Below are 26,133 nucleotides of genomic sequence, written 5' to 3'. Positions count from 1 at the left end.
AGCAGCACTGGAGTCCGAAATCATGCTCCAACGCCTAAATATATACAAATAATGTCATCTGGGTCCGAAAGTATTCAAGTCACTCCGCGTGACACATCCAGCCTGCCATAATTCCAGTAGAATAAAATCGAGTGATTCTTGTGAAGCCTGATTCTTTCAATAACTCTTCAATTTGTTTTTCAGGAAGGAAAGAGATTTTCGTAATATTGCTACTTACATTATCAAACGCTTCGGGAGATTCATATCCTGCAACCCAAAAGCTTTTCCATACGTTTATTCTGTCGTGGAGTTCAGGATCATCCAAATCTCCATATGCACTTACGAGAACAAATGGAGCACCCGGTTTCAGATTATCCTTTATGGAGCGAAGTAATTTCAATTTTTCTTGAACATCATGGATGAAATGAAGGACCAAAATACAACTTGCCACATCGAACTTTGAGTCCTGCTGAGGAAGATCATCGATTGTCCCAGGAATCAGACTGACACGGCTCTCTAAGTCCAGTTCATCTATCTTTAATTTCGCGATCTTAAGCATATCTTCCGAAGGATCCACTCCAGTAAATGTCCAGTTTGGGTTAGATGGCCCCCATGCCGAAAATTCATTTCCTCCGCCCGCACCGACCACGAGCATAGATACAGGGATGTCACCTAACTCGAAGCGAAAATAAGATTGGATCATCGAAAATAATGAATCATAAGATGGAATCGAAATATGAGTGGTTTTTTCATAGGTCGCCCTCTTGGCATTTAATTTTTGCTCTTCAGTCATTGTAATCATCCTCCATTGTTTTAAACTTCACATTTTAGTATCAAAACCCACAATAAAGTCATTACGGATTTATATTGTCTCTAATAACCCCGAAAAAAGAACGGATCTTTACTCCGTCTTCATCGTTTTTGCCAAATCTGCAATTTTCGTGTTCTCTAAGTACTGCTCCATCTGTCGCTCAGCGTCAATCACAACCTGTTGAATCAGACACTCACTTCCGTGATCTAGACTGCATTCAAAAAAGGAAGCCGTTCCTTCGATTGCATGGATAATATCCAAAAAAGAGATTTCTTCCGACTTGCGTCTGAGACGATAACCACCATTAGCACCAGGTGCAGATTGAATCAATCCAGCCTTCACTAGCTTAGTCATCATTTTGGACAGATAGGTTTGGGAAACACCTAACTTCTCAGCAAGCAATTGAACACCCACCGGCTTATCAGACGCCACCGTCACCATATAGAGCATTGCATGAAGTGCATAATCTGTCGCTTGGGAATATTTCATTCAGCACCTCCATTAACGACTTTAGAAATCTATGATAACTCTAACATTGCTAAAAGGCAAGTTTGTTCGCTTTTTAAAAGAGAAGAAGCTCAAGAACCTTTGTCCCAAGCTGGCTCATTTTTCCTTTCAAAAGTAACGATAAAAACCGGAGTTTTATATAGATGTTTTTGCTGTTGCAGCGTATTTTTTTCCAGAACTTGTTCTGAAAATAATTCAAAATTAGGGTTAGACATTAATAAATACTCAGCCATAATATTCTTAACTGTGATCATCCGAATGAACTCCCCTCAACTAAATTGGAGTATACTCACCACTAAACTCAAATTCATAGTCATTAGCGATACGGATATAGCCATATACGCAATGCCAGCGATCTCTGTAGAAAACACTGGAATAATTCTGATTATCCCTATTTCCTTCAGCAACTAAGATCTCCTTGTCATCGCATGCTAAAACAATACCTGTATGATCGTGAGGGTCATTAGTTAGCAATTTTTCATAAATCACAATATCACCACGCTGAGGAGTAAACCCCTCTTGCCCGTCAAAATAAAAAAATGCGGTCTCAGGTAGTTGCGCCCACTCTAACCAAGCCCCTACGCCAGCTAATCGAAAATCAGCATTCGGATATCGAATCGGCAGCAGAAATCCAGCTTGCATACAGCAGTAATATACAAATGCTGCGCACCAATTGTTTTGTAATACTTTATAAATCCCTTGGTCAGGCCAATATTTACAGATTTTTCGATATCGTTCGTTTCCTGGTATTCCAACAATGTTTTCTTTTCCAAATGCTTCAGCAATATTAGCTAACTTGCCACGTTTATCCGTAGGCTGGAGAACTTCAGCCCCGCTGCTGTAATCTATCTCTTCCAAAAAATCCTCTGGAATCGTCATTTCACGAAGTACATTCCGAAGCCTATTCGTGTCCTGTAGTGTTACATTACATCCCCTATTCTGCAAGTGTAATTGTAGAACTTGAGCATCCTTTAGAATCTCTTCATAGGGACCCTGAACTTTATTCCTGTCCCCTTGATGGAAGATTGCCCTTAGAATTTGAGTCAGCTCTTCTTTGGTAAACATATTCAAGTCTTTTAATAAAGGCCTTACGGTATCAGCACTGTTGGGACCTGGAAATTCCTTGACTCCGGTTTTGAAGAAATAATAATTATGAAGCAGTCCTATAATGGCTGCCAATTCCTGATTTTGTTCTCTTTTCATGGCAAGCAATGAAGCGAAACTAGACACTCCGTACAGATGAACACACGCTTCCTGTTTCCGTTGTTCGCTACCTATAGACATGATCATATCTTGAACAAGCACACGCACACTATCAAGGCGCTGGTTTACTTTTGTTATCAGGCGTTGAGTCACTGGAAACCTTCCCTTCCGTTACTACTCAGCTGTAATAATATTAAAGCAAATAACTCACATATTTATTTTTATCAATTCATTCCCTAAAGACTACCTTTTTCTGTCCATCCTTGACGAACTCCACACCAAAATAATCGGTATTACCGTCCGCCCCGAATTCAGCGATCCGAGCATCAGGCTTACTCTCAAAATAAATGTGATGTCTAATATTAGATCTTGGTAACAAGGTGATTTCTTGCGGCTGAACCTCTGCGAATGACCAGATCCCTTGAGGATTAACATACTCTCGAAAAATTGGACGAATCTTAATGGTTTCATTTTGCCCGCCATAGTTGATTAGCCTGATTGTACATTGAACCTGCACAATATCCTCTTGAGTACCGTACATACAGTGCGAATCTTTTTCCAGGAAATCCACAACTTCAATTCCATCATTGTTCATATTCACAAGATAATACAATCGTTCTGTTAGAAATGGATACAAATAATAAAAAATTATAAAAAAAAGAATAACCGTTCTGCCTACATATTTTTTATAGCGCTGCTTAAAGTGCATTATAGTTAAATTCCCACTGAAAATTAACAAAATGATCCCGAATATTGCTGAATAATGTAAACCATGGTTTGTCGCAGGCTCGCTCCAAGGTGGAATTCCAATAGTTCTGAAGAGGTAATCCCCCAACATAGTTCCCTGATGTGTGATTCCCACAAAAACTAATGAAAACAGCAAAAATAAAACAGTTATCCAAGCTTTACCCTTGGTCATTTCATCCCTCCCAACCAATAACAGTTATGTCTTCTCTAACCTCCAAGGAAAGATTCCTATGCATATACAGTTCAATTTTTTTACCGCTAAAGCTCAAGGTGTAATCAACTACGTAAGGGGTTTCAATGTAATATACCGTGAGGATTAATTTGGAATCATCATATTGCCAGCTTGCAGATGTACAAACTTCCTGCTCACTAAGGGATAAGTCTTTAATAAATAAACTTTTTGCATGGGTAGTCCTTGAAAAATCGAACGGAAATTCATCTAAATGATCGTCGTAAAGTAAAGAAAAACTAAGGTGCTCATCTTCAAACTTCAATGTTAATTCTTTGATTTTATGCTTATTGTCTTCAAAGATATAGGTTCCACCATACGATCTATAATCTACTTTAACTATCCTGTCTACTAAGGAGGTAAATGTAGGAGGTTTAATAATGTTAGATGCAACCGTTGGCCAATCAAAGTTCAGTAAATTTGCATATATGATATCTAAAAAATCCTGTAACTTCTTCATCTCGGTAAAACTTGAAGTTGCAGCAATCACAATCTCTTGACTCGGATCAATGAAACACAATTGACCAAAAGCTCCATTCCCCATCTTACATCCATTCCTGCACATAAAGAACTGATAACCATATCCGTTTGACCAGTCAGCCTTATTTTGTCCCCAACGATTATCGCTTTGTTCATTTAGCGCCAGCTTTAAATAATCTTTCGAAACAATTCTACGACTATTGTAAACCCCTTGATTGAGGAGCATCTGGCCAAATTTCGCGATTCCATCTGTTGGTATGCTTAGTCCCATTCCACCAGCAACAATTCCTAACGGGCAAGTCTCCCATTCCGGTCTTTCTATGTCCAACGGGGCAAATAATCTTGGCATTAGAAAATCAACAAGATTTTCTCCAGTCGTCTTTTCGATAATAGCCGAAACCATATAAGTGGCGTGTGTATTGTAATTGTAATAACTTCCCGGTTCATCTTCTAGGTCCAAAGCTAAAAAGGCACGAACCCAATCATTTTGCTTGGCTATCGCACCATATATATTATTGTTATGTCCTGTATTCATGGAAAGAAGATGATGTATCGTCATCTTCTCTAAATTAGGTGAAATTGAGCTAGGAAGCTGATCCGGGAAAAAAGAAACCACTTTATCCGTTAATTCAAAATAACCGTTATCCCATGCTATGCCTGCTGCAATAGATGTAAAGCTCTTACTTAGAGAAAATAAAACCTGGGGAACGTTTTTGCGGTACGGTTGACGATAAAACTCGGTAATAACTTCTCCCTTACGCAATAGCATAAAAGTATTAACCGGTAAATCAGATCGTTCAAGTTCTTCATAAAACTTAGACAGCGCTTGGGTCAAATTCTCTGGATTATCCATTTAAACCTCGCTTGTCGTTATATTTTGAGTTTTTAATAATTCTCAGGTAGAGCACTAAGTCTCGTGTCAGGTCTCCTCCATTTGTTCATTTAGACGGCAACCTTGTCATACTTAACCTAAAGACTTGTTATACCAAAAATAATCTTCAACGTTTTACGACTCTTCTTACATATTTTCAAGCCTTGTTTTAAGTCTAGAATGATTACAGTTTTGCCAATCCAAATCCTAAAATATAACGAGCGGAACTTTACCGGTGTCACTATGCCTTTTTCTTCATATTCCGTTCCATCCTCTAACTCCGTTTCAGTTCTAATAAGCCATGTATTGCCGATACCAAATTCGATATACTTCAGAATCTATCTCCCCCCCGTACAAGAGCTGCTTTTATTGCTCAATAGTTTTTATAAGATAAAGGCAGAGATCATCGTCCACACAAACATGTGCCCCAGGCTCAATAGGCTTATTATCGTACATGATTCCCCGCCCATCAGGGATAAAACCACGCTTTATATACATCCGTTGTGCGGTTCCATAGTCAGCGTATAATCCAAATCCAATACCAATAGTATTAGATATAGTAAAAGCATCTTTTTCAAGAGCTTCAATTAATACACTTCCTACCCCACGTTTCCTAAATGGCGGGATGACGTCAAAGTTTTGAATTTCAGGTATATTATTCTCTGCAAAATAAGGATATTCCGACCTGTATACCACATGTCCCCATCCAACAAACTCATTTTCACAAAAAGCTAAAAGTGTAACTCGCTTTTCATTTTGATTTTCTTGCCAACAACGTTGGACATAATCAAGAGGTTGGCTTACGTCATGCTCAGATAACCCCATATGTATAATATCAATATCGTTTTGTGTCATTCGACGGATTTGTAAAGGTAAGGCCATAATATAATTTCCTCCTAACTTATTAAATGAGTCCATTCCTATATTAACATACTAATTAGGATTAATCTGGTAAAAAACAATTATTGTTAAACTAACCTGTCAGATAAAAGAACAGGCTGCCGAATATACCGGCAGCCTGTTCTGATTTTGTTATTTTTTTATTTCTTTAAGGTAAAAGTCATATAATTGATCAATAGATGAACTGGAAAAGATAGACGTGGCTTGTTCAATTTTCTCACGTTTCCAATCGAACCAGCGCATTTCCTTTAACTTTTCGATTTCTTGATCTGTAAACCGTTGCTTGATCACTTTAGCAGGATTGCCGCCTACTATCGTATACGCTGGGACATCCTTTACAACAACTGATCCTGCCGCAACAATAGCACCTTCGCCTATTTTCACACCGGGCATAATCATTGCATTCATCCCAATCCAGGCATCACTAGCAATGATTGTATCCCCTTTGGATTCGTAAGAGTTTGCAATCTGGTCTACAAAAGGATACACGGTAATCCATTCAGGATGATGATTGTGATTCCCACCCATGAGAATAATTACACCACTAGCAATACAAACATAATTTCCTATAATCAATTTATCTAAATGCCAGCCATAATCTTCACTGGGATTAAACAACTTTCTTGATTGTTCATCACCCCAAAGGTATCTGACACACCCATCTTCAAAATCAAGATTATCGTAATAACCAGAGTAGTATGAGTACTCTCCTACCTCTATCATTGGGTTGGTGACAATATCCTTTAAATACTTAGTTTCAGACCAGTGGCTAAACTGATGTTGTTTCATTTTCTTTCCCTCGCTTCTAAGTAATGTAATTCATTTATACTTAGAAGCTTGATGCAGTAGCGACATTCTTAAACCTTTTCAAACGACGAACCATCGTCCTCATCCTTTTCCTAATTGATGCCGTCATTGTAACAAACGAATGATTTATTCGTCAAATCAACCGTATTGTCCGAACTCAGCTCAATTATGAATTTATCGGATTACGGCTAGCCTTAACATGTTTAAGCTGGGCAACTATAATGACGCTAATGATCACTAGAAGGAACCACGAACTGATCTTACTGAAACTAACCAGTTGCCACGTTTGATATTGATCAGGATATTTCCATGCATTAAAAAATGTAGCGATATTTTCAGCTAACCAGATAAAAAATCCTACAATAAAAAAGGCCAGTGTCAAGGGCATTCGATAGGTAACCGTCCGTACCCTATAAATGATCCATGTTTTCCAGAAGACAACAACCACAAGCGCTGTCAGCCACCAACGAAAATCAGGAATGAAATGATGTGTGAAAAAATTTAAATAGATGGCTCCTCCCAACAATCCCGCTGAAGCAAACCCCGGCCAACCGGTCATATCCATTTTCAATCTTCGCCATATCTGGCACATAAAGCTTGCGACACTTGCATACATAAATCCACTATATAGGGGTACACCAAACACCTTCGTAAACCCTGGCTCAGGGTATGCCCATGAACCCATCTTTACCTTATAGATTTCCAGCAATAAACCAATAACGTGGAACACACAGATTACTTTTATTTCATCCAGTGTCTCTAATCCAGTACGGTACATGAGGTACTGCACTGTAAGCAGTATTAGAAGAATGGCATCATAACGGTAAAGAAAAGGCATTTCTATTATGTTAGAAAGAGCTAAAGTCCCAAAAATCGCAACAGGAAATATGCAACTCATCGCCTGATGATATCCGAAATGCAGTAATTGTGTTATTGACTTCATTCTTATGTTTCCTCATCATTTTTGTATTCTAATAGATCTCCAGGCTGACATTCCAAAGCCTTACAAATTGCCTCTAACGTTGATAATCGCACCGCTTTTGCTTTTCCATTTTTTAATATAGAAAGATTAGCCATTGTTATTCCAACTCTCTCCGAAAGCTCAGTAACACTCATTTTTCTTTTAGCCAGCATCACGTCGATATTAATTATAATCGCCATTGTTTTCACCTCAGACAGTTAAGTCATTTTCTGATTTTATATCAATAGCTTCTTTTAAAAGCTTTTGTAGAACTGCAGCAAAAACGGCAATCACCATGGAGGCAAAAATGATAATCAAGCCGATGACTATAATCCCTGGGGCATCATCTTTCTCCGCCATGAGGTAAAAGAGTGGCATACCAACTACATACAAGCAACTGATGATGATTGCACAATATTTTATTTTCTTTAAAACCTGCACAGACATTTCCGAGAAAGCATTGTTTTTGTCAATATAGCCTAACAGTTTAAAAGCTTGATACAGTGCAAAGTAAAAAGGTATCGCCGAGGCATACAAATCAATGGCAATGAGATATTTCAATAAACTATAATCCGGATACAGTTCTGCTGCGAAACTCGCTATTTCCGGCACCACAAATATGCACAAAGCAAGCACCGGGATACCAATAAGAATAACCGCTGCCCTTAAAAAAAGTGTTGATCCTCTTTCCATAAAAAACACACCTCACAGATTTATTGTGAATTGAATTTATCACATTATTTATCGTTTTACAATATATTTTAATCGATATACAGTGATTATTGGTTGTTTTATAATTTTCGACTAAAAGGCCGAGCTAATTGACTATTAGAAGTCATTAGCTCGGCCTTGGTACCTTTTCATATCTCTTTATCTCTATTTTTCTATTCTACAAGTAATTCTAATACTGACCGAGATCGATAAAATTCAAATCCATGTTAGCTTCATCTTCAGCCTGATTTGTAACCTCTGTTGATACTGCTTTTCCTTCGTATTCAAGGTTACCGCTTGTCAAATTGAATACATACAGACGATTACCTTTGAAGTACTTATTACCCATATTCTTATAACCCACAATATAGAGATAGTCTTGTTTAAAATCATAGGTAATGTTTTCACTTAAATCTATATTTGTATTCTTCAGAGTAGTCTCATATTCTTTACTCACGAGATCGTAAGAAATCACAGTAAATCCTATATTCTCCTTACCCGATACAGCTTTTTGCAGGAAATAAATTTTCTGTCCATACGCATTCATAATATTATTCAATAACATTTCATGCCCTTGGAACGCGAGCGGCGAGATTTGTCCTGTTGCAACATCTACTTGATATGCCTTTTTATGATTATCTTTACTAACCGTTAAAATCCATTGATCCGAGTGATCCAGATTTTGATTGGCTAACCTAACGAATTGATTATCCCCATTTGCTGCTTCAGATTTAGCTCCTGGTAATACGAGCGGCTCATTCGTAATCTCCTTTGTTGTTAGATTAACACGGATAATCTGCGGTTCAGTTACATAACCTTTGGCGCCGTGATTCAAAAACACCATTGCAACAAGCTCTTGATCAACAAGCTGTACATTTTGTACATAGATATCTGAAATATCATGATCCACATTGATATCGGATCTGATTTCCTGCGTATTATCCTTCTGCTTATTAAGCACAGAAATACTGAGTCTAGCATTTTTCTTCGCTGATGAATCATTTGATTGCTGCTTATCTACGGTCCAATTCACGTAAGCAAGCATATCCTGATTTTCATAGAACCCAGCTAAGTTCTTCTTTCCACGCATGAACTGACGATGCTGATCCCTCCATTTATCCAATTGTGTATTCACTGGTCTTCGGTTTAAGCTTTGGCTGATCGTTAACTTTTCATCTGGATAATCTGTACCATTTGTAGTGATATTAGCTCGTTTGATGCCAAAAACACTATCCTTAGTCAGATAATTTCCGTATAAGGCTATACCTTCAACGAGAGAAGCATCCCCTTGAACCATCGTCAGCTTATAATTAGGTAGTGTCTCTTGTGAGGCTTGTACATAATACGTCCCGATTGTAACAACCGAGAACACTACAAGAACGGCGGTAACCATATATTTTCTCATTCCCTAACCTCCATACCCCTTCAATTATACCGATATTTTCTTACGCAATAGATACAAGCTGTACCAAAGCGAACCTCCAGCAATAATCACTATTAATCCGAGACAAGCACCTATGATTTCTCCGGGATAAAAGTAGCTATCATATCTGCTATAACCCATAAGATAGGGTATTGAGGCTAATCCAGCTAGAACCGCTAAGTATAATAAGATAAAGCCGATCCCTTTCAGTCTGTAGCTCCGCTCCATTAGAATCGCTGTGAACAAGACGATCAAGCCCGTAATGCCCAGTCCATAATATAGAACAAACTCAGAAAAGTAGGGCGGAACCAGAACTTTAAGCACAGTAGAATACTTCAAATAATCAAATACCGAGATGTTCCGATATAGTTCAGCAGGAAGAATCGACTGTGCTATCAAACGCTCCAGTGGCACAAGGACAATTTGCAGGGCAACAAGTCCAAATGCGAATAGCAAGATCGTAACCAGCTTGGCAAAATACAAATTCGCCCGATTGGATGGCAAGGTGAGCAGGCGATATACTATCGTATTTTTACCTCTCCAGTCACGGTACCAGATGAAGCAGCTATATATTAGCAACACTGTTATGCTCAAAAATATGGGTCCGAAATATAGAAGTCCATTATAGCGAGCATACAGCATACTGTTTAGCTGAATATATCCAGTCACATTGTGATATTGCTCAAGCGTCCACTGATTCACTCTCATTGCCTCATTCGCAGAATCCAGCCAATGATTAGCACCGATGGTGACTGCTGCAAGCTGCAAGGCAACTGTCAGCACCATGAGTCCAATATATATTTTGGCAAATCGGTTCATTTCAAAATTCAATAGCTTCACAAAAGCTCTCATTTCATGTACACCTCTCTCATTACGTCCGTAATGGACTTACCTTCCTGCTCGCGAACTTCTTCACAGTAGAATTCACTTTCTACCTTCCCGTGCTGTAGCAAGACCGCTTTATCAATTAAATGCTCAATATCGTTAATTTCATGAGTTGTAATAATCACACCACGATCCTCGATCAATTCACTCGTGAACACATCAGTAATTTGCTCGCGGCTGAACATATCAATTCCCGAGAACGGCTCGTCCATTAGAATGTAATCACAATCCAAGGCAAGTCCCAGCAACAAATTCACCTTCGCAGCCATCCCTTTCGACAATGAGGATACGCGATCTGAAGAGCTCAGTCGGAAGAACTTAAGCATTTCCTTTGCACGTTCAGCGTTCCAATTCCGATAAAAGTCAGCCATAAAGCTCAAGCAATCAGCAATTCGCATATTAGAGGGCATCGTTAACGAATCTGGAATGAAAGTGATTTTCTCATACATCGCAGGTGTTAGTGATACATTATCGATTAAGACTTCCCCTTTGAATGGTGTCAGTCCCATGATAGACTTCAGCACTGTTGACTTCCCGGCACCATTGATTCCGATCAGGCAGGTAATCTCTCCCTTGGCAGCAGTGAAGCTAACGCCATTTAGTACCTTCTTGAAACCATAATTCTTTACCATCTGATTCACTTGGATCATCTTGTGTCACCACCCTCTGGAGATAACTTGCGCTCGGATGTATATTTTGTCTTTATGATCTCTACCAGTTCTTCAACTGGAATTTGAATATTCTGAATGGAGCTGATGAATATATCCACTGCACTTTCGATTAATTCAGCTCGAATCGAGTTTAGGATTTGCTGATCCTGTGTAATTCGGCTCGGGGAATTCCCTTCTGTTACGATCAAACCCTGTTCCTCCATTTCCTTATATGCCTTCTGCGCCGTGTTCGCATTAATCTTCATTACTGATGCCAGTTCACGCCGTGAAGGAATTTTGTCTCCCGCTCCGATTTGCCCTGTGGCGATCTGTTCCTTGAAATGACGCACAACTTGAATATATACCGGCTCACGAATATTAAAGCTGACGCCTGATTTCTGTTCTTCTGTCATACAACCAACTCCATATACTAAGTGTGTGTACTAAGTGGTTCATACATCTCATTTATGTACTATACGTGTAATACACTTTTGTGTCAATAGTTCAGATTTGAGCAAAAAAAAAACTGCCTCTCGGCAGCTCTTTTATTACTAAAACACCTTTTGATTAAAAACATGTTCTTTTCCACCTAAACCCAGTGTATCTGCTGTTGTAGTGTGAATTTTCTGCAGAAGCACGGGATTATCCATTAGTGACAAACCATAAGAAGGAATCATTTCTTTAATTTTGGGTTCCCATTCTTTTATATATTGAGGGAAACATTTGTTAAGCACTTCAAGCATCACGTGAACAGCCGTAGAAGCTCCAGGGGAAGCCCCTAACAATGCGGCGACCGAACCATCAGCGGCACTAATAACCTCCGTACCAAATTGAAGTGTGCCTTTGCCAGCTTCTGTATCTTTGATAACTTGCACACGCTGACCAGCTACAACAAGATCCCAATCTTCAATTTTGGCATTGGGGATAAACTCTTTCAGTTCTTCCAGACGTTTTTCTTTCGATAACAGCACTTGTTCGATCAGGTATTTTGTTAATGACATATTTTTAGCACCTGCCGACAGCATTGTTATGAGGTTATCCGGTTTCACAGAAGTTATTAAATCAAACATTGAGCCCGTTTTTAAAAATTTAGGTGAGAAGCCGGCAAATGGTCCAAATAGCAGTGATTTTTTATTGTCGATAAATCTTGTGTCTAAGTGCGGTACGGACATTGGAGGGGCTCCAACTTTAGCTTTGCCGTATACTTTGGCATGATGCTGCGCAATAACTTCCGGATTATTACACACCATAAAAATACCGCTTACTGGGAATCCACCGATATGTTTTCCTTCAGGAATACCGGATTTCTGCAGTAAGTGCAGGCTTCCTCCCCCGCCACCAATGAACACAAATTTCGCTGTATGTTGTTCAATGTTACCGCTGGCATTTCTGATTTTTAGATCCCATAAGCCAGCACTATTGCGTTTCATACTATTGACACTATGTTTGTAGTGAAGATCGACGTTTTTACTCTTTAAATGCTCAAATAAGATACGCGTTAAAGCACCAAAGTTAACATCCGTTCCAGAGTCAATTTTTGTAGCCGCAATGGATTCGTTCGCAGGACGATTTTGTATAATAAGCGGAATCCATTCCATCAGTTTTTTAGAGTCAGCAGAAAATTCCATCCCTTGGAATAATGGGTTTTTTGAGAGCGCTTCAAATCTTTTCTTTAAAAAAGCTATATCCTTCTCCCCTTGCACCAAACTCATATGAGGTAACGGCATAATAAAGTCCTGGGGAGTATGTATCAGCTTGCGATTTACAAGATAAGACCAAAACTGCATCGAAAGCTGAAACTGTTCATTAATCTGAATAGCTTTGCTAATATCTATAGATCCGTCTGGCTTTTCAACAGTATAATTAAGCTCACAGAGCGCCGCATGCCCGGTTCCTGCATTATTCCATTCATTAGAGCTTTCTTCCCCTGCTTTTTCAAGCTTTTCAAATACTTTAATTTTCCATTCCGGTACTAATTCCTTCAAAAGTGTTCCTAAAGTCGCACTCATGATTCCGGCACCAATTAAAATGACGTCTGTATCAGTTGCACTTTTGCCCATTATTACCATCCTTATCCCCTGAATTTTGCAGAAAGGATGTGGGCGCTCCTTCTTAGGCGTCACACCTTTTCTGTATCAATTATAACCTTATCATGGTGTATTACAATTATTTATAAATTTAATATCTACTATTATATGAAAAAAATAAAATATTTAAAAGCTTGTAAAAAAGATAGAAATAAGTCCTCAAGATTTATGGAACAAAAAAAGGCTGCATCATGCCCTGTTCTCATTGTAGACAATTCCGTTTTGATAGCCCAACCCCACTATTGTTTTTTGAATTTCCTGATCTACTTTTCTTTTAAAAGTTGCAAACTCTATTGTGGTTAAGCCGATTGGAAGCTCTTGTTCTATAAATGAATCAAAATCGATCGCCGTTTTGAAAATACGAAGCTTATGCAGAAAAGGTAATTGCTCCATTCCCGTCAAATGAGCCAATGTTTTGCAATTCATAATCGTTAGCTCTTCCAGTGCCTTCATCTGCTGATCAAAGTTAATCTCACGTAGCTGGATTTGATCTTCAATCACAAGCTTTTTTAACGCACGAAAAACCGAAATATTACTCAGGTCATGAAAGCCACGGACTCTACAAATTTCCAGGCTCTCGATTTCATTTTCTTCGATGTCCTGAATATGTTCTCTGCCTCCAAGTAAAATACGTAGGTCTTTCAATTTCTTTAGCCGATTAATAAAATGTAAGGGTTTGTTGCTGATGGAGTGCAGCGCGAGATAGGTAAGATCCTCCAGATCTCCAATAGCATCAAGGTTTTTAACCTTACCTATAACATGCAACTGTTCTAAACGGGAGAATTCTTTTAGGTATTCCAGATTAAGCATCTTTTTCTCCGAGCTAATATTTAAAATACTTAGAGACCGTAACGTATCTATACTCAGAATTTCCGGATTTTCAAGCTCATATATCCCCACGCTCAGACTATACAGGTTATTCAGCTTAGCCAATACGTTCGTGTTATGTGCCTGGTGAAGACAATTCAGCAGCAGCATTTTAACATTTGGAATCTGCAGGAGTGTCTCACAATCAAAGGATACAGAATAGTGGCCATAAAAACGCACTCCAAAATTTTCATCAAAACGCGCGCAAAGCTCATTTACTTCATCCAGAATCGAACCATAGGTCGATGGATCAGAGAACTGGACAATAACTTGGTTGCCGCTGTACAAGTCTTGCTGAATCTGAACTGGATCTAGTGAAATAGGATCATTGATCAGAATCCTTCTTTTCCATGTAACACTCATTCCTAATCCCTCCTACTTGCCGTTAATCATCAGTGTATATTTATTGTAAATCTACGAATTACTTACCCAAGAACATAATTACATAAATCACCCCCATGGACAAGCTACCAAGGAAGGTTACAGGTTATTTAGAGTTTCGTTGATTTAGGAGGATTGAGTACAAGTGTTTTACATTAAAATACAATAAGCTGTATCATTCGTAGATTACTCTACTTTTGATACAGCTTATTTATCATTTATTCAGCCTTCTGCGATGAACTATAAATCCCCGCCACCAACTCCAGCGCTTTTATCCCTTCAGCACCATCCAACCAAAACTTTTGACCCCTGGCGACATGCTCATAGAAGTCCTCAATCAGTCTCTTATGCCCGGTGCCCCAATAGGATTTACCTTCCGTGGCACTGAAACTAGGCTCGCACAGCAAGGTTTCCTTTCCATCCTTCCAAAGATATAAATGATCTCTGCGGAGGTTGATAGTACCCTTTTCAAAAACTAGCTCCAGCTCCACTGGAGAATTCTCCAGATAGGTATTTGTACCATAAAAAAGCCCTCTGACATTACTAGTGAAATCGATGCAGGCATGGGCGGTATCTTCTACCTCTATGACCCCATTTAGCACATCCGTGGTAATACTCCCTTTCACCGATGCCACCTCTCCACCAAACCACTGAAGTAAATCCAGTGTATGAATGGTTTGGTTAATTAGCAGACCTCCACCTTCCGTAGACCAGCGTCCTCTCCAGTTACTATCGCTATAATAACTTTCGCTACGGTGCCAGGTCACGATTCCTTTCATACAGAGCAGCTTCCCATATATTCCTGAGTCAATCACCTGCTTAATATACATCGAGGCATCATTATAACGGTTCTGAAACACCACACCAAGCTGACCTGTGCTTTGCTGTGCGGCTTCAAGTATTCGTCTGGCTGAAGGAAGATCTGCCGCCATAGGCTTTTCGGTAAGGACATGTTTTCCTGCTTGTAACAACTCCGTAGCCATCTCTGCATGTAAATAATGAGGCGTACAGAGATGTACAACATGAATACGGTCATCCTTTAAAATTTCTCTATAATCATTAGTGGCTTGGCAGTCATATTCATTAGACGTCTGCAATGCTTTAACAGCATCAATATCTGCAACCGCAAGTAGTCTCACACCATCGATGCCTGTTAATGTTTTTGCATGAAGAGGGAAAATGGCTCCGCATCCAATAATGGCTGCTCCAAGTTCTTTCATCTATATTACCCTCCGTTCATCATTCCATCGTTATCTGAGTATTGCTGGGGGTTAGATTGATCGCTTGCTCTTGAGCCTTCAGACATAGCTCGGCAGCTTTGAACACATGGGTCTGTGTCATCGCCAGCTCTGTCCGATTCAGACAGTCAAGGATTAGCTCACCAAAGAAAGGAAAACCAACCTTCCCTGCTACATGCTCATAATGTTCCCCTTCCCCATTGACCCAGTACACATGATCCGGTGTATTTGAACGACTTATATCAGTATATTTACGCAGTTCAATGTATCCTTCAGTCCCCATAATCATCGTGCGCCCGTCTCCCCAAGTGCCCAGCCCATCAGGGGTAAACCAATCCACGCGAAAATATTGTGTTGCCCCATTGTCCCCTACAAGAGTAGCATCACCAAAATCCTCTAATTCGGGATAAGTCGGATGATTGTAATTGGCCACTTTACTATGAATAACCGAAGCATCCTGACAATCTGCATAATACAAAAATTGTTCTATTTGATGACTGCCTATGTCACATAGAATCCCACCATATTTCTCCCTTTGGAAAAACCATTCCGGCCGGTTAGGAGCATTTAGACGATGTGGCCCTAATCCAATGACTTGCAGGACACGGCCAATAGCGCCTTGTTGAATCAGCTGCCCCGCATAGATAGCGCTTTCAACGTGAAGGCGTTCACTATAGTAGACCATATATTTCTTATTGGTTGCAGCTGCCATTGCTCTAGCGGTTTCAAGCTGTTCCAGGGTCGTAAAGGGGGCTTTATCCGTAAAATAGTCCTTACCGTGAGCCATTACTCTATTGCCTAAAGGTCCTCGTTCAGATGGAATTGCGGCCGCTGCAATTAATTGTACTTCGGGATCTTCCAGAACTTCTTCCATTGATCCGGCAGCTTTGACACCGGGATATTTACTAATAAAACTTCTGACCTTTTCCTCGTCCGGATCATATACCCATTTCAGCTCTGCCCCTGCCTCAACCAGTCCGTTACACATCCCGTAAATATGACCGTGATCTAGGGCAATAGCGGCAATGATGAATTCCCCCGCCTTCACTACGGGTTTGGATTCATACGTTGGTGCATAGGTCATCCCATTTTTTCGATTCATAGAAACCCTCCTTCTATTAGTATTACTCCATTCTATAAGGTATCAAGAAGATACCGCAGACTGATCTCCAAGCTTTCAAAAGGATCACGGCGGCAAACATCCTGCTCCACTACGAACCATTCAACACCCGTTTCGCGACAGACATTGATAATTTCTTTATAGTTCATATTCCCTTCACCGATTTCAGCAAAAATCTGTTTTCTATTAACAATCGCCATATCTTTTAAATGCACAACCTGCATTCGACCTGCAACTTTGCGTATCCATTCGGCTGGACTCCCTCCGCCCGCTTGAACCCAATATAAATCCAGCTCAAAACCAACGGCAGGATCAGACTCAGTGAGCAGAATTTCCATGCCAGTCAATCCATCAAACCGTTCAAATTCAAAATCGTGATTATGATAAACAAATTGCAGATCATGTTGTTCTTTTAGTGTAACTGCAATGCCTGACATCAGCTTGGCGAATTCACGGTAACCTTCTTGCCCCGTACGGAATTTTTCCGGTAAACTTCCTAGTCCAATATTTTTGCAGTTCCACAGCTTATGTTCAGCGGCTAAAGCATCCAAATCGCTCACTAGCCGATCCCAAGACACATGGGTTGCACATATTGCCAGACCTGCTTCATCCGCATACTCTTTTACGAGCTTCGGATCGATTGGCCCGATGCCTGAAATCTGAATAGCTTCATAACCCATAGCAGAGACCTTTTGAAAAGTGGATCTTAAATCCTCCGCAGTTTTAGTAAAATCACGTAATGTGTACATTTGAGCAGCAATGGTTGAACGATTCATAGGATCTTTCCTCTCTGATTAAAATTTAATGAGTTCCCTTAACATCAAAGGTTTGGGCGGCTGTGGTTTCTTTGTTGAAGTTAGAATTCTCCACCTTTTCCATGAGCTTCTCATAAAATAAATCTTCATCAATCGGTAACTCCACCCAATCGTCGGTCCAAGCCGATAAATACATCCCATTAGATAGCGTTAGACCGTGAATGCCTTCCTCACCCGGAGCTAACAATTTCTCATCGTGTAGAATGGCATTCGTAAAGTTCCGCAAAATTCCTTTATGCTGTTCCCCGCCACCCTCTTCTACAGGAATCTCACATTTCCAACATTCTGGACTGCCGAATCCTCCCGTAAACTCTGCATTGAATTGCGGCTCCGGCGTGCGTAGACGCCAAAAGGTTAATTTCCCGTCTTCCACTACGATTTTTCCATGATCACCAGTAATTTCGAAACGGTTAGTTCCCGGTGCTTCACCTGTTGTGGTGATAAAAAGCCCTGTCGCACCATTTTCATATTCCACATAAGCGGTTACATCATCTTCAACCTCAATATTGCGATATTTACCAAAATGACAAAACGCTCTGATCCGCTTAGGCATCATACCTGTCGTCCACTGCCATAAATCTAGTTGATGAGGATCTTGATTCAGCAGCACCCCACCACCTTCGCCTGCCCATGTAGCCCGCCAACCACCGGAGTTATAGTAACTTTGTGATCTGTACCAGTTGGTGATAATCCAATTTGTGCGGCGGATTTCGCCTAGTTCACCAGACTGTATGAGATCCCTAAGCTTTTGATACAAAGGATTCGTCCGCTGGTTATACATGATTCCGAATTTACGATCAGACTTTGCTGCAGCTTCGTTCATCTGCTTAACAGCTTTGGTATAGACCCCAGCCGGTTTCTCTACCAATACATGATAGCCATATTGAAAAGCCCCGATAGCTAAAGTTGGATGATCATAATGTGGAGTACAGATTAATACTGCATCTATGAGATGAGACTCATATAACTCTTGGGGTGTTGCAAATTTCTGTACACTTTCCGGTAAATGCTCTTCTGCCCATTTCAAACGTTCTTCCCTTACATCACATACAGCTGCAAGCTCAGCATCTTTAATATGATTCAACAGACTTTGTGCATGTGCACTCCCCATATTCCCAATTCCAATAATGCCATACCGTACTTTATTCAATCAGATCACTTCCCTATTTGAGGTTATGTTATGAGAATATACTTAATTAATAGACATGAACATGAGCGAAACTAAGCATTATTTGCATAATAATAAGATGATTTAGTTAAATTAATTCGTTATAATAAGGATAATCAAGTCATAGAGGAGCTAGATGATGAATAATCCAGGTAACCTTACCGGCAGATTCCTCCAGAATCTTACCGTAAAAGTGACCCATGCCCAACTTAGAAGCGGATATAGCGGGTGGAATCGTACGTTGGAAACTCCAACCTTTAATCGGCTGTATTTTATTGACCGCGGTGAGGGAAAAGTTATCATTAACGGTGTTACTTATTATCCGAGAGCAGGTCAGCTAATGATCATGCCCGCAGGAAGCACTCAAACTACAGAGACGTCAATGAATGATCCCTATACACGCTATTTCTGCCATTTTGATGCTGATATTGGGGAGTGGCCCTTATTCCATTCGGCAAACAAACTGTTTATCTGTGATGCGCCCAACCCAGATTCCGTACGGGTTATTTTCACAGAAATGATCGAACAGTTTCAAAAAGATGATGTATTGTCCATTCTGCGTACTCAGGCGAACGTCCTCAATCTAATTGCTACTTGTCTTGAATCGAACGAGAATATCAAAACAGACTTTATGCAAGAATTTATACATACGGGGGATCAAGGAAAGCTCGCCTATGTGCTTCAATATATTGATGAGCGGCTGGATAAACCCATAGAAATAGAAGAGTTAGCAGAAATTGTCCACTTACATCCGAACTATTTCATCCCCTACTTCAAGAAATTTATAGGGGTTCCCCCCATGCATTATGTACAATTGAAAAGAATGGAGCATGCTAAAAGACAGCTTTCTTATAGCAATTTCAGCATTTCAGATATCGCGGAGCAAGTAAGTATGGAATTAGCCCATTTCTCTAAATATTTCAAAAAGACAATAGGAATCTCCCCTTCTGCCTATCGTAACAGCACTAAGTAAATTTATTAGGGAATGTCCTAATCTATGTGTTGAACTATAATAAAAAGGCTCTAACCTACAATTTTGAGGTGGTGAACGATATTCTTATCAGAACAGCATCTATAAGCGACATTCAAGAGATAGCAAGACTCTCAAGCCAGCTTGGATATCCTTTGAATATCGAACAATTAGGAGAAAGACTACAAGAAATCGGAACACACAAAGATCATACTGTATATGTAGCTGAATCAAATCACCAATTGGTAGGATGGATACATGCGACCGTTCGAATCTTACTTGAATCTCCTTCATTTATTGAAATCGGAGGTCTTGTTGTTGATCAGACTTGCCGCGGAGAAGGAATTGGCAGACAGCTTGTAGAAACCTGTGAACGATGGGCAATCCAAACAGGGTTTAGCAAAATTAGAGTACGTACCAATCAAACCAGAGAAGATGCTGTACAGTTCTATAATCATATAGGATTTTCGCAAAAAAAATCACAGCATGTACTTGATAAGGAACTTTAATCACACTCAGGACTTTTAGGGAGGTTCAATGGTTATGCTAGAATTAAATTTGCATCCAGCATTAGAAGGAAAAATCGCTGTGATTACCGGAGGAGCCGGTGTATTATGCCGGGTTATGGCGCTAGAGTTAGGTCGGCAAGGAGCTAAAGTCGCGATTCTAAATCGCACCGCAGCTAAGGGAGATTTGGTTGCCGCTGAAATTACAGCCGCAGGCGGTCAAGCGATTTCACTCTCCTGTGATGTTACAGATCAACAGAGTGTTGTGAAAGCCGCAGAAGCTGTTAAGAATCACTGGGGTCCTTGCGATCTATTAATTAACGGTGCTGGCGGAAATGATTCCTCAGCAAATACGACCCAAGAGATTTTCAAAAATGATGACCTGGAGAACCCGGACATATTCACTTTTTTTGACCTTAGTGTAGATGGATTTCGCAATGTGATGGACCTAAATCTGATTGGAACATTGATTCCAACCCAAGTTTTTGCCAAGCAGATGCTCGGCAGAACGGGCACATCTGTTATTAATATTTCATCCATGAGTGCACCTTCTCCAATGACCAAAGTACCTGCCTACAGCGCTGCCAAAGCAGGAATTAATAATCTCACCCAGTGGCTCTCCGTTCATTTCGCTGAGTCTGGTATACGTGTGAATGCCATTGCCCCTGGCTTTTTCCTTACTAAACAAAATGAGAAGCTGTTGGTTCGTGAAGATGGCGAGCTTACAGACCGTTCCCAAAAAATCATCTCTCATACTCCAATGCGCCGCTTTGGAAAGCCGGAGGATCTGCTTGGCACACTACTCTGGTTAGCAGATGAAGCAATGTCCAGCTTTGTGACCGGAGTTACCGTCCCCGTTGACGGTGGATTCTTGGCTTATTCGGGAGTATAGACTAATCTAATGAGGGATTACAATGATTGTAGATCCATTACGCGTATTCGTTACTGTAACTGAACTGAGTCATTTTTCCAAAGCAGGAGAAGCGCTGAATTTATCTCAACCCGGTGTCAGTCTGCATATCCGGAATCTTGAGAATGAGCTCGGTGCTAAACTCCTGCATCGTTCTTCTAAACAGGTTAGATTAACAGAAGCGGGCAGTATTCTTTATAAACACGCCAAACAAATATTGGCTCATTTCGATGAAGCAAGTCAGGAAATCCATATGCTTCAGGACGAAGTCACTGGGAGTATACATATCGGCGCTAGTTTTACTATAGGTGAATATATTTTGCCGGCAAGACTTGCTGATTTTGCCAATCAATATCCGCAGGTCAAGCTGCAAGTGACGATAGGCAATACTGAGGAGATTATTGGAGGCGTTAAATCCAACGAACTGGACATAGGGTTTATTGAAGGTGAGGTCCATGAGAATGATCTGAATGTCACTCCTTATATGAAAGACGAGATGATTATGGTCGCTCCTGCTACCCACCCTCTGTCAAAAGCGATTTCTGTGGAGCAGAGTATGTTGCAGGATCAGGTTTGGGTGCTTCGCGAACACGGCTCAGGTACACGAGCTTTCAGTGATCATTTCCTACAGGAGGAAGATATTTCTGTTAAAAGATCCTATGTCTTCAACAGCTCTCAAGGTGTTAAAGAAGCTGTGGCCTCTGGCCTCGGAATCGCCATGCTCTCCAGATGGATTGTACGGAAGGAACTAGAAAGCGGTGAGATCAAAGAGCTGCCAATCAGGCAACATCATCTGGAAAGGCAATTCTCAATCATCCGACATCAAGAATGTTCTTCTTCCTTAGCTACCGATGTCTTTATAAAAAAGCTACTTGTCTTTAGAAAAGACAAGTAGCTTTTTTTCTTCCACACTATGAAATTATACTTGATGTTCAACCAAATGCCCGTCTTCCAGATGCAGAACCCGGTCACACCATTCGAGCATCCGTTCATCATGAGTGACCATTACCGCTGCTTTACCTTCACTCTTCACCTCATCAGCGATCATTCGTACAACTTCTCTTCCGCGTTTGAAGTCCAGACTGGCTGTCGGCTCGTCTGCAAAGAGAATCGCTGGTTTATTCATCCACGCTCTAGCGATAGCTACACGCTGCTTCTCCCCACCGGAGAGCTGTTCCGGATAATGATTACGCCGTTTCCAGATATCCAGCCGCTTCATCAAATCAGCAGCCCGTTCCTTCGCTTCCTTAGCACTCATTTTCGCCTGCTTGGCTACAAAAAGGAGTTGCTCCTCCACCTTCAAATAAGGCAACAACTGAGCGCTTTGGAACATAAAACCTATCTTCTCTAAACGGAGCTCTGTCAGCTCACTTTTACTTTTATCTGTAAGTGATTCCCCATCTATAAAAATTTCACCACTAGTAGGTGTTAGAAGTGCACCAGCCGCTGAAAGGAATGTACTTTTCCCTGTTCCCGAAGGTCCAAGGACAGCAACGAATTCCCCTTCATTAACGATCAGATTCAAATTGTTCAGCACAGACACCGTTGTATCGCCATCACCGTAGTTTTTGGTTACTTGCTTCATGATTAGTTTCGCACTCATGCTCCCGCCCTCCCAATAGCTTCTAATGCATCTACTTTTGCCACTTTAGCGACAGAAATTAGTGATCCTAAAAGAGACATCCCAACGAATAAACAGCTGGTTAAAAGAATGGTGGAAGGCTCCAGTTGGAATGGCATCGAATCAGGCAGAACCTTATTCATCCCAAAGGTAAGCAGTAGGCTAATGCAAAGACTTGAAATAGCTAAAATCATAACCTGCCCTACCACACTCCAAGCCAAGTAAGACATTTTGGTACCCATCGCCTTCAGAATACCAAACTGGCTAGTTTTCTGAATCGTAATGACATAGAAGAATACTGCCAGAACAAACGCTGCGATCACAAACAGGAAAACAATCATCATTAGCAGAGAACCCTGCTCTGCCGAGTAGCCCGGAACATTGGATATAGCTACTTTTTGCGTAATGACCTCTACATCTTTTACATTCGTTGAAATCTTATTTACTTGATCAGCATTCGCATTAAGGGCAATCACATTAAACGGTACCGACGAAGAGGTTTCTTCTCCTTGGTTAACCCCCTGCTTCATAGCTTGCCAATCCTGATTGTTGATATAAACTACTGGGGTATGGCTGTAAGAGCTATCCTCAACAAAACCTGCGACAGTAAATTCCATCCCGGTTGCCTGATCACGAATGATACTGCCAAGTTTGATTCCTGACTGTTCCAGGTCACGATCAACAAGGACTTTACCGTTTGTCTCGTTTGTAATCTTGTCACCTTCAACTACTTTAGGAGCTAATAACCCATTCATATCTACTGCAAAAAAAGTAATATCTGCTTTTACGTCTGCCTCGTTAGCAGTGACAGTGCTCATCTGCATTGCAAGTGAAGATGCATTATTGTCTCCAACTACTGCACGTACATTCTGGAGCTCCGTATCTGTTAACTGAGAACGTCTAAAGGTCTGATCCGCATCACCTTGCACTACAAAATAATTCGCCGGCATGTTCTCTACTGCAGAGATATTTGCATAAGCTAATCCTCTGGCTAGTCCCGTGACGAAAAGTACAAGAAAGGAAACCAATAACATGATAACCATAATTAATAGGTATCTGGCTTTAGAATGTCGCATTTCCCTTAAGGCTAAAAACATATTACCACTCCTTCTAATCTGTATAGTCACAGTTTAGAAGATGAAAATGAACGGAGTATGAATAATGAATTACAAAAGCGGAAGTGTAACTGTAAAGGTAGTCCCTTCACCCAAAGTACTGGTTACTTCAATGGTTCCGTTATGCGCTTCTACGATTTTTTGAGAAATCGCAAGTCCAAGTCCGCTGCTATGGGTTTCATGTGTTCGTGCTCGATCTACTTTATAGAAACGATCAAAGATTAACGGTAACTCCTCGGCTGAAATACCTTCACCCGTATCAGACACAGAAACAATACAGTTCTGTTCCATTAGCTTCGCGGAAATCATAATGGAACCCTCAGCAGGTGTGTATTTTATGGCGTTGGAGAGCAGGTTCATCCATACCTGGAACAATAGATTTGGATCACCTAGAACGCTGATATCTGCAAGATTCAAACGCACGGCCAGTTGTTTCTCTGTTAATCTCCATTCCATGATTTGTACGACCTGTCTTAGTTGTGCACGTAAGTCTGTCGACTTTTTCTGTATGGAATTAGGATCATAATCAAGCGAAGACAAGGTAAGCAGCTGTTTGCTTAGCAATGAAAGACGATGGCTTTCTTGGTCAATGATATTGAGATACTGTAACCGTTCATCCTCAGGTAAGGTTGAATCTTGTAACGCTTGGGCAAATCCCTGAATAGATGTTAATGGCGACTCAATTTCATGTGATACATTAGCGACAAATTCCTGACGTGCCCGATTTGTTCGTTCCAGCTCCCGGCTCATAATCATAAAATGGGAAGCTAACTGACCAATCTCATCACGCCGCCACGTATTCAATTTGATATCGTATCTGCCTTTTGAGATCCGTTTAGTGGCCGTCGTCAAACGTGTAATAGGTCTAACTACATGCAGTACGCTAATCATTACAAAGCCTAAGCTAAACAACACGGTGAACCCAATGATCACAGCAAAAAAGACGCGCAGCTCACCGAATTGTACTTCAGCATCCGGACGCATAAACAAAGCATACGTCTCATTGTTTACTTTTACAGGAACACCAATTGAATTACGCAGTTGATTATCAAAAAATCCGGTAATAAATGCACTGTCCGGGAAATCCGCAACCCCATGATAAATTTGCCCATTCAGAACCTTCTCTAGTTGCTGCTCATCCAAATCTTCTTTTCTAAAGGGCTTCCCGTAGAATCTTGATTCCCCTTCAGCATCTGTTAAATAGATTTTATAACCCAGCTTGGCTATACTCCGCAAATAATCCTCCATTGTCTCCGGATGTGATTCTGCGAATTGTTGAACCTCGATAGCCATTCCGGTAAGTTTGGCATCGTTCTGAGATTTAATCTGGGCTTGATAGTAAATATTAGACACCAAAAATCCAAGAAGGCTACTCACCACAATTACTGAACAGAAGACAATACACATCCGGACATACAAGGATCTCATACGTTAACCATCTCCAATTTATAGCCAATGCCTCGAACGGTTCGGATCACAAAATCTTCCTGATAATCTACGAAGCGCTGACGCAATCGTTTGATATGTACATCGACTGTTCGCTCATCCCCTTCATAATCCATGCCCCATACCAGTTCAATTAACTCACTACGTGTATATAACCTGCCTGGATATTGTGCGAGTTGAGCCAGAAGCTCAAACTCTTTTACCGGTAGCAGCAGAACCTCATCACCATCGGTTATTTCATAATTTTTGCGGTCAATAACTAGAGAATTTAATCGAATCCGATCATCTGAAGCAATGGAATAGCGGCGAAATAACGCTTTGATCCGAAATAGCAACTCTTCAGGCTCAAAAGGTTTCGTTAGATAATCATCCGTCCCCCGCAAATAACCTTGCTCTTTATCACTCAGCTGCTGGCGTGCTGTCAATAAAATGATCGGAATATCATACGTTTCTCTAATATGCTGACATAGCTCTAACCCATCTACATGTGGCATCATTACATCTACGACCGCTAAATCCGCAATACTGTCCTGCAATTTATGTATCGCATCTCGGCCATCACTGGCCTCCATCACCTGATATCCTTCCCTTGTTAGTACATGTTTTAATAATGTTCGAATATTCACATCGTCATCTGCTACTAAAATCTTCTTCATCATTTACACTCCCTGAATAATGGATGAACTCATAGTAACAACTTTATAACGATAGAACAACTAAAGTCA

Annotated in this window: 30 protein-coding genes; 4 read left to right on the top strand and 26 right to left on the bottom strand. The window is 40.6% G+C overall.

Features of this window, described 5'->3' with window-relative positions; all coding sequences use genetic code 11:
• Positions 1-79: 79 nt before the first annotated feature.
• From MHI51_RS14445 to MHI51_RS14340, 22 genes are all read right to left on the bottom strand, one after another.
• Positions 80-772: a class I SAM-dependent methyltransferase gene (locus tag MHI51_RS14445; RefSeq protein ID WP_076219095.1), complete on the bottom strand. Its 693-nt coding sequence runs from the start codon at positions 770-772 to the stop codon at positions 80-82.
• Positions 773-880: 108 nt separating this feature from the next.
• Entirely contained in the window at positions 881-1,279 is a 399-nt protein-coding gene (locus MHI51_RS14440) for an Rrf2 family transcriptional regulator (RefSeq protein ID WP_036678138.1), read from the bottom strand.
• A gap of 89 nt (positions 1,280-1,368) precedes the next feature.
• Positions 1,369-1,551, bottom strand: a complete 183-nt coding sequence (locus tag MHI51_RS14435; protein ID WP_405173982.1) for a hypothetical protein — start codon at positions 1,549-1,551, stop codon at positions 1,369-1,371.
• A 19-nt stretch (positions 1,552-1,570) separates the two neighbouring features.
• Positions 1,571-2,653 carry a CHAP domain-containing protein gene (locus tag MHI51_RS14430; RefSeq protein ID WP_405173981.1) on the bottom strand — a complete coding sequence of 361 codons (1,083 nt, stop codon included), beginning with the start codon at positions 2,651-2,653 and terminating at the stop codon, positions 1,571-1,573.
• A 76-nt stretch (positions 2,654-2,729) separates the two neighbouring features.
• Positions 2,730-3,419: a hypothetical protein gene (locus MHI51_RS14425; RefSeq protein WP_076275686.1), complete on the bottom strand. Its 690-nt coding sequence runs from the start codon at positions 3,417-3,419 to the stop codon at positions 2,730-2,732.
• Between the two features lies 1 nt (position 3,420).
• Positions 3,421-4,809 (bottom strand): serine hydrolase, encoded by a 1,389-nt coding sequence (locus tag MHI51_RS14420; protein WP_076219093.1) that lies wholly within the window; start codon positions 4,807-4,809, stop codon positions 3,421-3,423.
• A gap of 116 nt (positions 4,810-4,925) precedes the next feature.
• Positions 4,926-5,162 carry a DUF3977 family protein gene (locus tag MHI51_RS14415; protein WP_076219092.1) on the bottom strand — a complete coding sequence of 79 codons (237 nt, stop codon included), beginning with the start codon at positions 5,160-5,162 and terminating at the stop codon, positions 4,926-4,928.
• A 31-nt stretch (positions 5,163-5,193) separates the two neighbouring features.
• Positions 5,194-5,709 (bottom strand): GNAT family N-acetyltransferase, encoded by a 516-nt coding sequence (locus MHI51_RS14410; RefSeq protein WP_076219091.1) that lies wholly within the window; start codon positions 5,707-5,709, stop codon positions 5,194-5,196.
• A gap of 150 nt (positions 5,710-5,859) precedes the next feature.
• Positions 5,860-6,516 (bottom strand): CatB-related O-acetyltransferase, encoded by a 657-nt coding sequence (locus tag MHI51_RS14405; protein ID WP_405173980.1) that lies wholly within the window; start codon positions 6,514-6,516, stop codon positions 5,860-5,862.
• Between the two features lie 184 nt (positions 6,517-6,700).
• Complete coding sequence (locus tag MHI51_RS14400; RefSeq protein ID WP_405173979.1) at positions 6,701-7,477, bottom strand: DUF817 domain-containing protein; 777 nt, start codon at positions 7,475-7,477, stop codon at positions 6,701-6,703.
• 2 nt (positions 7,478-7,479) lie between these two features.
• The gene (locus tag MHI51_RS14395; RefSeq protein ID WP_076129351.1) at positions 7,480-7,695 is read right to left on the bottom strand and encodes a helix-turn-helix transcriptional regulator; all 216 of its coding nucleotides are present in this window, start codon (positions 7,693-7,695) and stop codon (positions 7,480-7,482) included.
• Between the two features lie 10 nt (positions 7,696-7,705).
• Positions 7,706-8,188, bottom strand: a complete 483-nt coding sequence (locus MHI51_RS14390) for a DUF2975 domain-containing protein (protein ID WP_038570783.1) — start codon at positions 8,186-8,188, stop codon at positions 7,706-7,708.
• A gap of 208 nt (positions 8,189-8,396) precedes the next feature.
• A complete protein-coding gene (locus MHI51_RS14385; RefSeq protein WP_076275689.1) occupies positions 8,397-9,611 on the bottom strand; it encodes a hypothetical protein in 1,215 nt (404 codons plus the stop codon).
• A 24-nt stretch (positions 9,612-9,635) separates the two neighbouring features.
• A complete protein-coding gene (locus MHI51_RS14380; protein ID WP_341002472.1) occupies positions 9,636-10,481 on the bottom strand; it encodes a hypothetical protein in 846 nt (281 codons plus the stop codon).
• On the bottom strand, positions 10,478-11,164 hold the full coding sequence (locus MHI51_RS14375; protein ID WP_076275691.1) for an ABC transporter ATP-binding protein: 687 nt from the start codon (positions 11,162-11,164) through the stop codon (positions 10,478-10,480). The genes MHI51_RS14380 and MHI51_RS14375 overlap by 4 nt, the downstream gene beginning before the upstream one ends.
• Positions 11,161-11,577 (bottom strand): GntR family transcriptional regulator, encoded by a 417-nt coding sequence (locus MHI51_RS14370; protein WP_076129346.1) that lies wholly within the window; start codon positions 11,575-11,577, stop codon positions 11,161-11,163. The genes MHI51_RS14375 and MHI51_RS14370 overlap by 4 nt, the downstream gene beginning before the upstream one ends.
• Before the next feature lie 138 nt (positions 11,578-11,715).
• Entirely contained in the window at positions 11,716-13,224 is a 1,509-nt protein-coding gene (locus MHI51_RS14365) for a malate:quinone oxidoreductase (RefSeq protein WP_076129345.1), read from the bottom strand.
• 216 nt (positions 13,225-13,440) lie between these two features.
• Positions 13,441-14,481 (bottom strand): hypothetical protein, encoded by a 1,041-nt coding sequence (locus MHI51_RS14360; RefSeq protein WP_076129344.1) that lies wholly within the window; start codon positions 14,479-14,481, stop codon positions 13,441-13,443.
• A gap of 236 nt (positions 14,482-14,717) precedes the next feature.
• Positions 14,718-15,719 carry a Gfo/Idh/MocA family protein gene (locus MHI51_RS14355; RefSeq protein ID WP_076275693.1) on the bottom strand — a complete coding sequence of 334 codons (1,002 nt, stop codon included), beginning with the start codon at positions 15,717-15,719 and terminating at the stop codon, positions 14,718-14,720.
• A 19-nt stretch (positions 15,720-15,738) separates the two neighbouring features.
• Entirely contained in the window at positions 15,739-16,839 is a 1,101-nt protein-coding gene (locus tag MHI51_RS14350) for a Gfo/Idh/MocA family protein (RefSeq protein WP_076219692.1), read from the bottom strand.
• Between the two features lie 32 nt (positions 16,840-16,871).
• Positions 16,872-17,633 (bottom strand): sugar phosphate isomerase/epimerase, encoded by a 762-nt coding sequence (locus MHI51_RS14345; protein ID WP_076219693.1) that lies wholly within the window; start codon positions 17,631-17,633, stop codon positions 16,872-16,874.
• Positions 17,634-17,658: 25 nt separating this feature from the next.
• Positions 17,659-18,822 carry a Gfo/Idh/MocA family protein gene (locus MHI51_RS14340; protein ID WP_405173978.1) on the bottom strand — a complete coding sequence of 388 codons (1,164 nt, stop codon included), beginning with the start codon at positions 18,820-18,822 and terminating at the stop codon, positions 17,659-17,661.
• A gap of 154 nt (positions 18,823-18,976) precedes the next feature.
• On the opposite strand from MHI51_RS14340, the gene MHI51_RS14335 reads away from it, so the two are divergent.
• From MHI51_RS14335 to MHI51_RS14320, 4 genes are read left to right on the top strand one after another with little or no spacing between them, the layout of a single operon-like run.
• Positions 18,977-19,813: an AraC family transcriptional regulator gene (locus MHI51_RS14335; RefSeq protein WP_305953559.1), complete on the top strand. Its 837-nt coding sequence runs from the start codon at positions 18,977-18,979 to the stop codon at positions 19,811-19,813.
• 26 nt (positions 19,814-19,839) lie between these two features.
• On the top strand, positions 19,840-20,319 hold the full coding sequence (locus MHI51_RS14330) for a GNAT family N-acetyltransferase (RefSeq protein ID WP_256718899.1): 480 nt from the start codon (positions 19,840-19,842) through the stop codon (positions 20,317-20,319).
• Between the two features lie 34 nt (positions 20,320-20,353).
• Positions 20,354-21,208: an SDR family oxidoreductase gene (locus MHI51_RS14325; RefSeq protein ID WP_076275697.1), complete on the top strand. Its 855-nt coding sequence runs from the start codon at positions 20,354-20,356 to the stop codon at positions 21,206-21,208.
• Between the two features lie 22 nt (positions 21,209-21,230).
• A complete protein-coding gene (locus tag MHI51_RS14320; protein ID WP_405173977.1) occupies positions 21,231-22,121 on the top strand; it encodes a LysR family transcriptional regulator in 891 nt (296 codons plus the stop codon).
• A 24-nt stretch (positions 22,122-22,145) separates the two neighbouring features.
• Here MHI51_RS14320 and MHI51_RS14315 read toward each other — a convergent pair whose 3' ends face one another.
• The 4 genes from MHI51_RS14315 to MHI51_RS14300 all read right to left on the bottom strand — a co-directional run bounded on the left by MHI51_RS14315 (position 22,146) and on the right by MHI51_RS14300 (position 26,064).
• Entirely contained in the window at positions 22,146-22,829 is a 684-nt protein-coding gene (locus MHI51_RS14315) for an ABC transporter ATP-binding protein (protein ID WP_076129337.1), read from the bottom strand.
• On the bottom strand, positions 22,826-23,944 hold the full coding sequence (locus tag MHI51_RS14310) for an ABC transporter permease (RefSeq protein ID WP_076275698.1): 1,119 nt from the start codon (positions 23,942-23,944) through the stop codon (positions 22,826-22,828). The genes MHI51_RS14315 and MHI51_RS14310 overlap by 4 nt, the downstream gene beginning before the upstream one ends.
• A 69-nt stretch (positions 23,945-24,013) precedes the next feature.
• Positions 24,014-25,390 carry a cell wall metabolism sensor histidine kinase WalK gene (locus MHI51_RS14305; protein ID WP_076185929.1) on the bottom strand — a complete coding sequence of 459 codons (1,377 nt, stop codon included), beginning with the start codon at positions 25,388-25,390 and terminating at the stop codon, positions 24,014-24,016.
• Entirely contained in the window at positions 25,387-26,064 is a 678-nt protein-coding gene (locus MHI51_RS14300) for a response regulator transcription factor (protein WP_076129334.1), read from the bottom strand. The genes MHI51_RS14305 and MHI51_RS14300 overlap by 4 nt, the downstream gene beginning before the upstream one ends.
• Positions 26,065-26,133: the final 69 nt, after the last annotated feature.

The sequence above is a fragment of the Paenibacillus sp. FSL H8-0260 genome, assembly GCF_045040625.1.
In the GTDB taxonomy this organism is placed as follows: domain Bacteria; phylum Bacillota; class Bacilli; order Paenibacillales; family Paenibacillaceae; genus Paenibacillus_AQ; species Paenibacillus_AQ odorifer.
The sequence above is the reverse complement of the archived record's forward strand: the minus strand, read 5'-3'. Positions and strand labels throughout refer to the sequence as shown.

What these genes read in the sequence shown, in the direction of transcription:
- MHI51_RS14445 (WP_076219095.1), bottom strand. Translation starts at nt 772, where the DNA reads ATGACTGAAGAGCAAAAATTAAATGCCAAGAGGGCGACCTATGAAAAA.
- MHI51_RS14300 (WP_076129334.1), bottom strand. Translation starts at nt 26,064, where the DNA reads ATGAAGAAGATTTTAGTAGCAGATGACGATGTGAATATTCGAACATTA.
- MHI51_RS14325 (WP_076275697.1), top strand. Translation starts at nt 20,354, where the DNA reads ATGCTAGAATTAAATTTGCATCCAGCATTAGAAGGAAAAATCGCTGTG.
- MHI51_RS14425 (WP_076275686.1), bottom strand. Translation starts at nt 3,419, where the DNA reads ATGACCAAGGGTAAAGCTTGGATAACTGTTTTATTTTTGCTGTTTTCA.
- MHI51_RS14360 (WP_076129344.1), bottom strand. Translation starts at nt 14,481, where the DNA reads ATGAGTGTTACATGGAAAAGAAGGATTCTGATCAATGATCCTATTTCA.
- MHI51_RS14435 (WP_405173982.1), bottom strand. Translation starts at nt 1,551, where the DNA reads ATGATCACAGTTAAGAATATTATGGCTGAGTATTTATTAATGTCTAAC.
- MHI51_RS14310 (WP_076275698.1), bottom strand. Translation starts at nt 23,944, where the DNA reads ATGTTTTTAGCCTTAAGGGAAATGCGACATTCTAAAGCCAGATACCTA.
- MHI51_RS14420 (WP_076219093.1), bottom strand. Translation starts at nt 4,809, where the DNA reads ATGGATAATCCAGAGAATTTGACCCAAGCGCTGTCTAAGTTTTATGAA.
- MHI51_RS14305 (WP_076185929.1), bottom strand. Translation starts at nt 25,390, where the DNA reads ATGAGATCCTTGTATGTCCGGATGTGTATTGTCTTCTGTTCAGTAATT.
- MHI51_RS14410 (WP_076219091.1), bottom strand. Translation starts at nt 5,709, where the DNA reads ATGGCCTTACCTTTACAAATCCGTCGAATGACACAAAACGATATTGAT.
- MHI51_RS14365 (WP_076129345.1), bottom strand. Translation starts at nt 13,224, where the DNA reads ATGGGCAAAAGTGCAACTGATACAGACGTCATTTTAATTGGTGCCGGA.
- MHI51_RS14380 (WP_341002472.1), bottom strand. Translation starts at nt 10,481, where the DNA reads ATGAGAGCTTTTGTGAAGCTATTGAATTTTGAAATGAACCGATTTGCC.
- MHI51_RS14405 (WP_405173980.1), bottom strand. Translation starts at nt 6,516, where the DNA reads ATGAAACAACATCAGTTTAGCCACTGGTCTGAAACTAAGTATTTAAAG.
- MHI51_RS14390 (WP_038570783.1), bottom strand. Translation starts at nt 8,188, where the DNA reads ATGGAAAGAGGATCAACACTTTTTTTAAGGGCAGCGGTTATTCTTATT.
- MHI51_RS14375 (WP_076275691.1), bottom strand. Translation starts at nt 11,164, where the DNA reads ATGATCCAAGTGAATCAGATGGTAAAGAATTATGGTTTCAAGAAGGTA.
- MHI51_RS14355 (WP_076275693.1), bottom strand. Translation starts at nt 15,719, where the DNA reads ATGAAAGAACTTGGAGCAGCCATTATTGGATGCGGAGCCATTTTCCCT.
- MHI51_RS14440 (WP_036678138.1), bottom strand. Translation starts at nt 1,279, where the DNA reads ATGAAATATTCCCAAGCGACAGATTATGCACTTCATGCAATGCTCTAT.
- MHI51_RS14320 (WP_405173977.1), top strand. Translation starts at nt 21,231, where the DNA reads ATGATTGTAGATCCATTACGCGTATTCGTTACTGTAACTGAACTGAGT.
- MHI51_RS14395 (WP_076129351.1), bottom strand. Translation starts at nt 7,695, where the DNA reads ATGGCGATTATAATTAATATCGACGTGATGCTGGCTAAAAGAAAAATG.
- MHI51_RS14345 (WP_076219693.1), bottom strand. Translation starts at nt 17,633, where the DNA reads ATGAATCGTTCAACCATTGCTGCTCAAATGTACACATTACGTGATTTT.
- MHI51_RS14335 (WP_305953559.1), top strand. Translation starts at nt 18,977, where the DNA reads ATGATGAATAATCCAGGTAACCTTACCGGCAGATTCCTCCAGAATCTT.
- MHI51_RS14400 (WP_405173979.1), bottom strand. Translation starts at nt 7,477, where the DNA reads ATGAAGTCAATAACACAATTACTGCATTTCGGATATCATCAGGCGATG.
- MHI51_RS14315 (WP_076129337.1), bottom strand. Translation starts at nt 22,829, where the DNA reads ATGAGTGCGAAACTAATCATGAAGCAAGTAACCAAAAACTACGGTGAT.
- MHI51_RS14370 (WP_076129346.1), bottom strand. Translation starts at nt 11,577, where the DNA reads ATGACAGAAGAACAGAAATCAGGCGTCAGCTTTAATATTCGTGAGCCG.
- MHI51_RS14385 (WP_076275689.1), bottom strand. Translation starts at nt 9,611, where the DNA reads ATGAGAAAATATATGGTTACCGCCGTTCTTGTAGTGTTCTCGGTTGTT.
- MHI51_RS14350 (WP_076219692.1), bottom strand. Translation starts at nt 16,839, where the DNA reads ATGAATCGAAAAAATGGGATGACCTATGCACCAACGTATGAATCCAAA.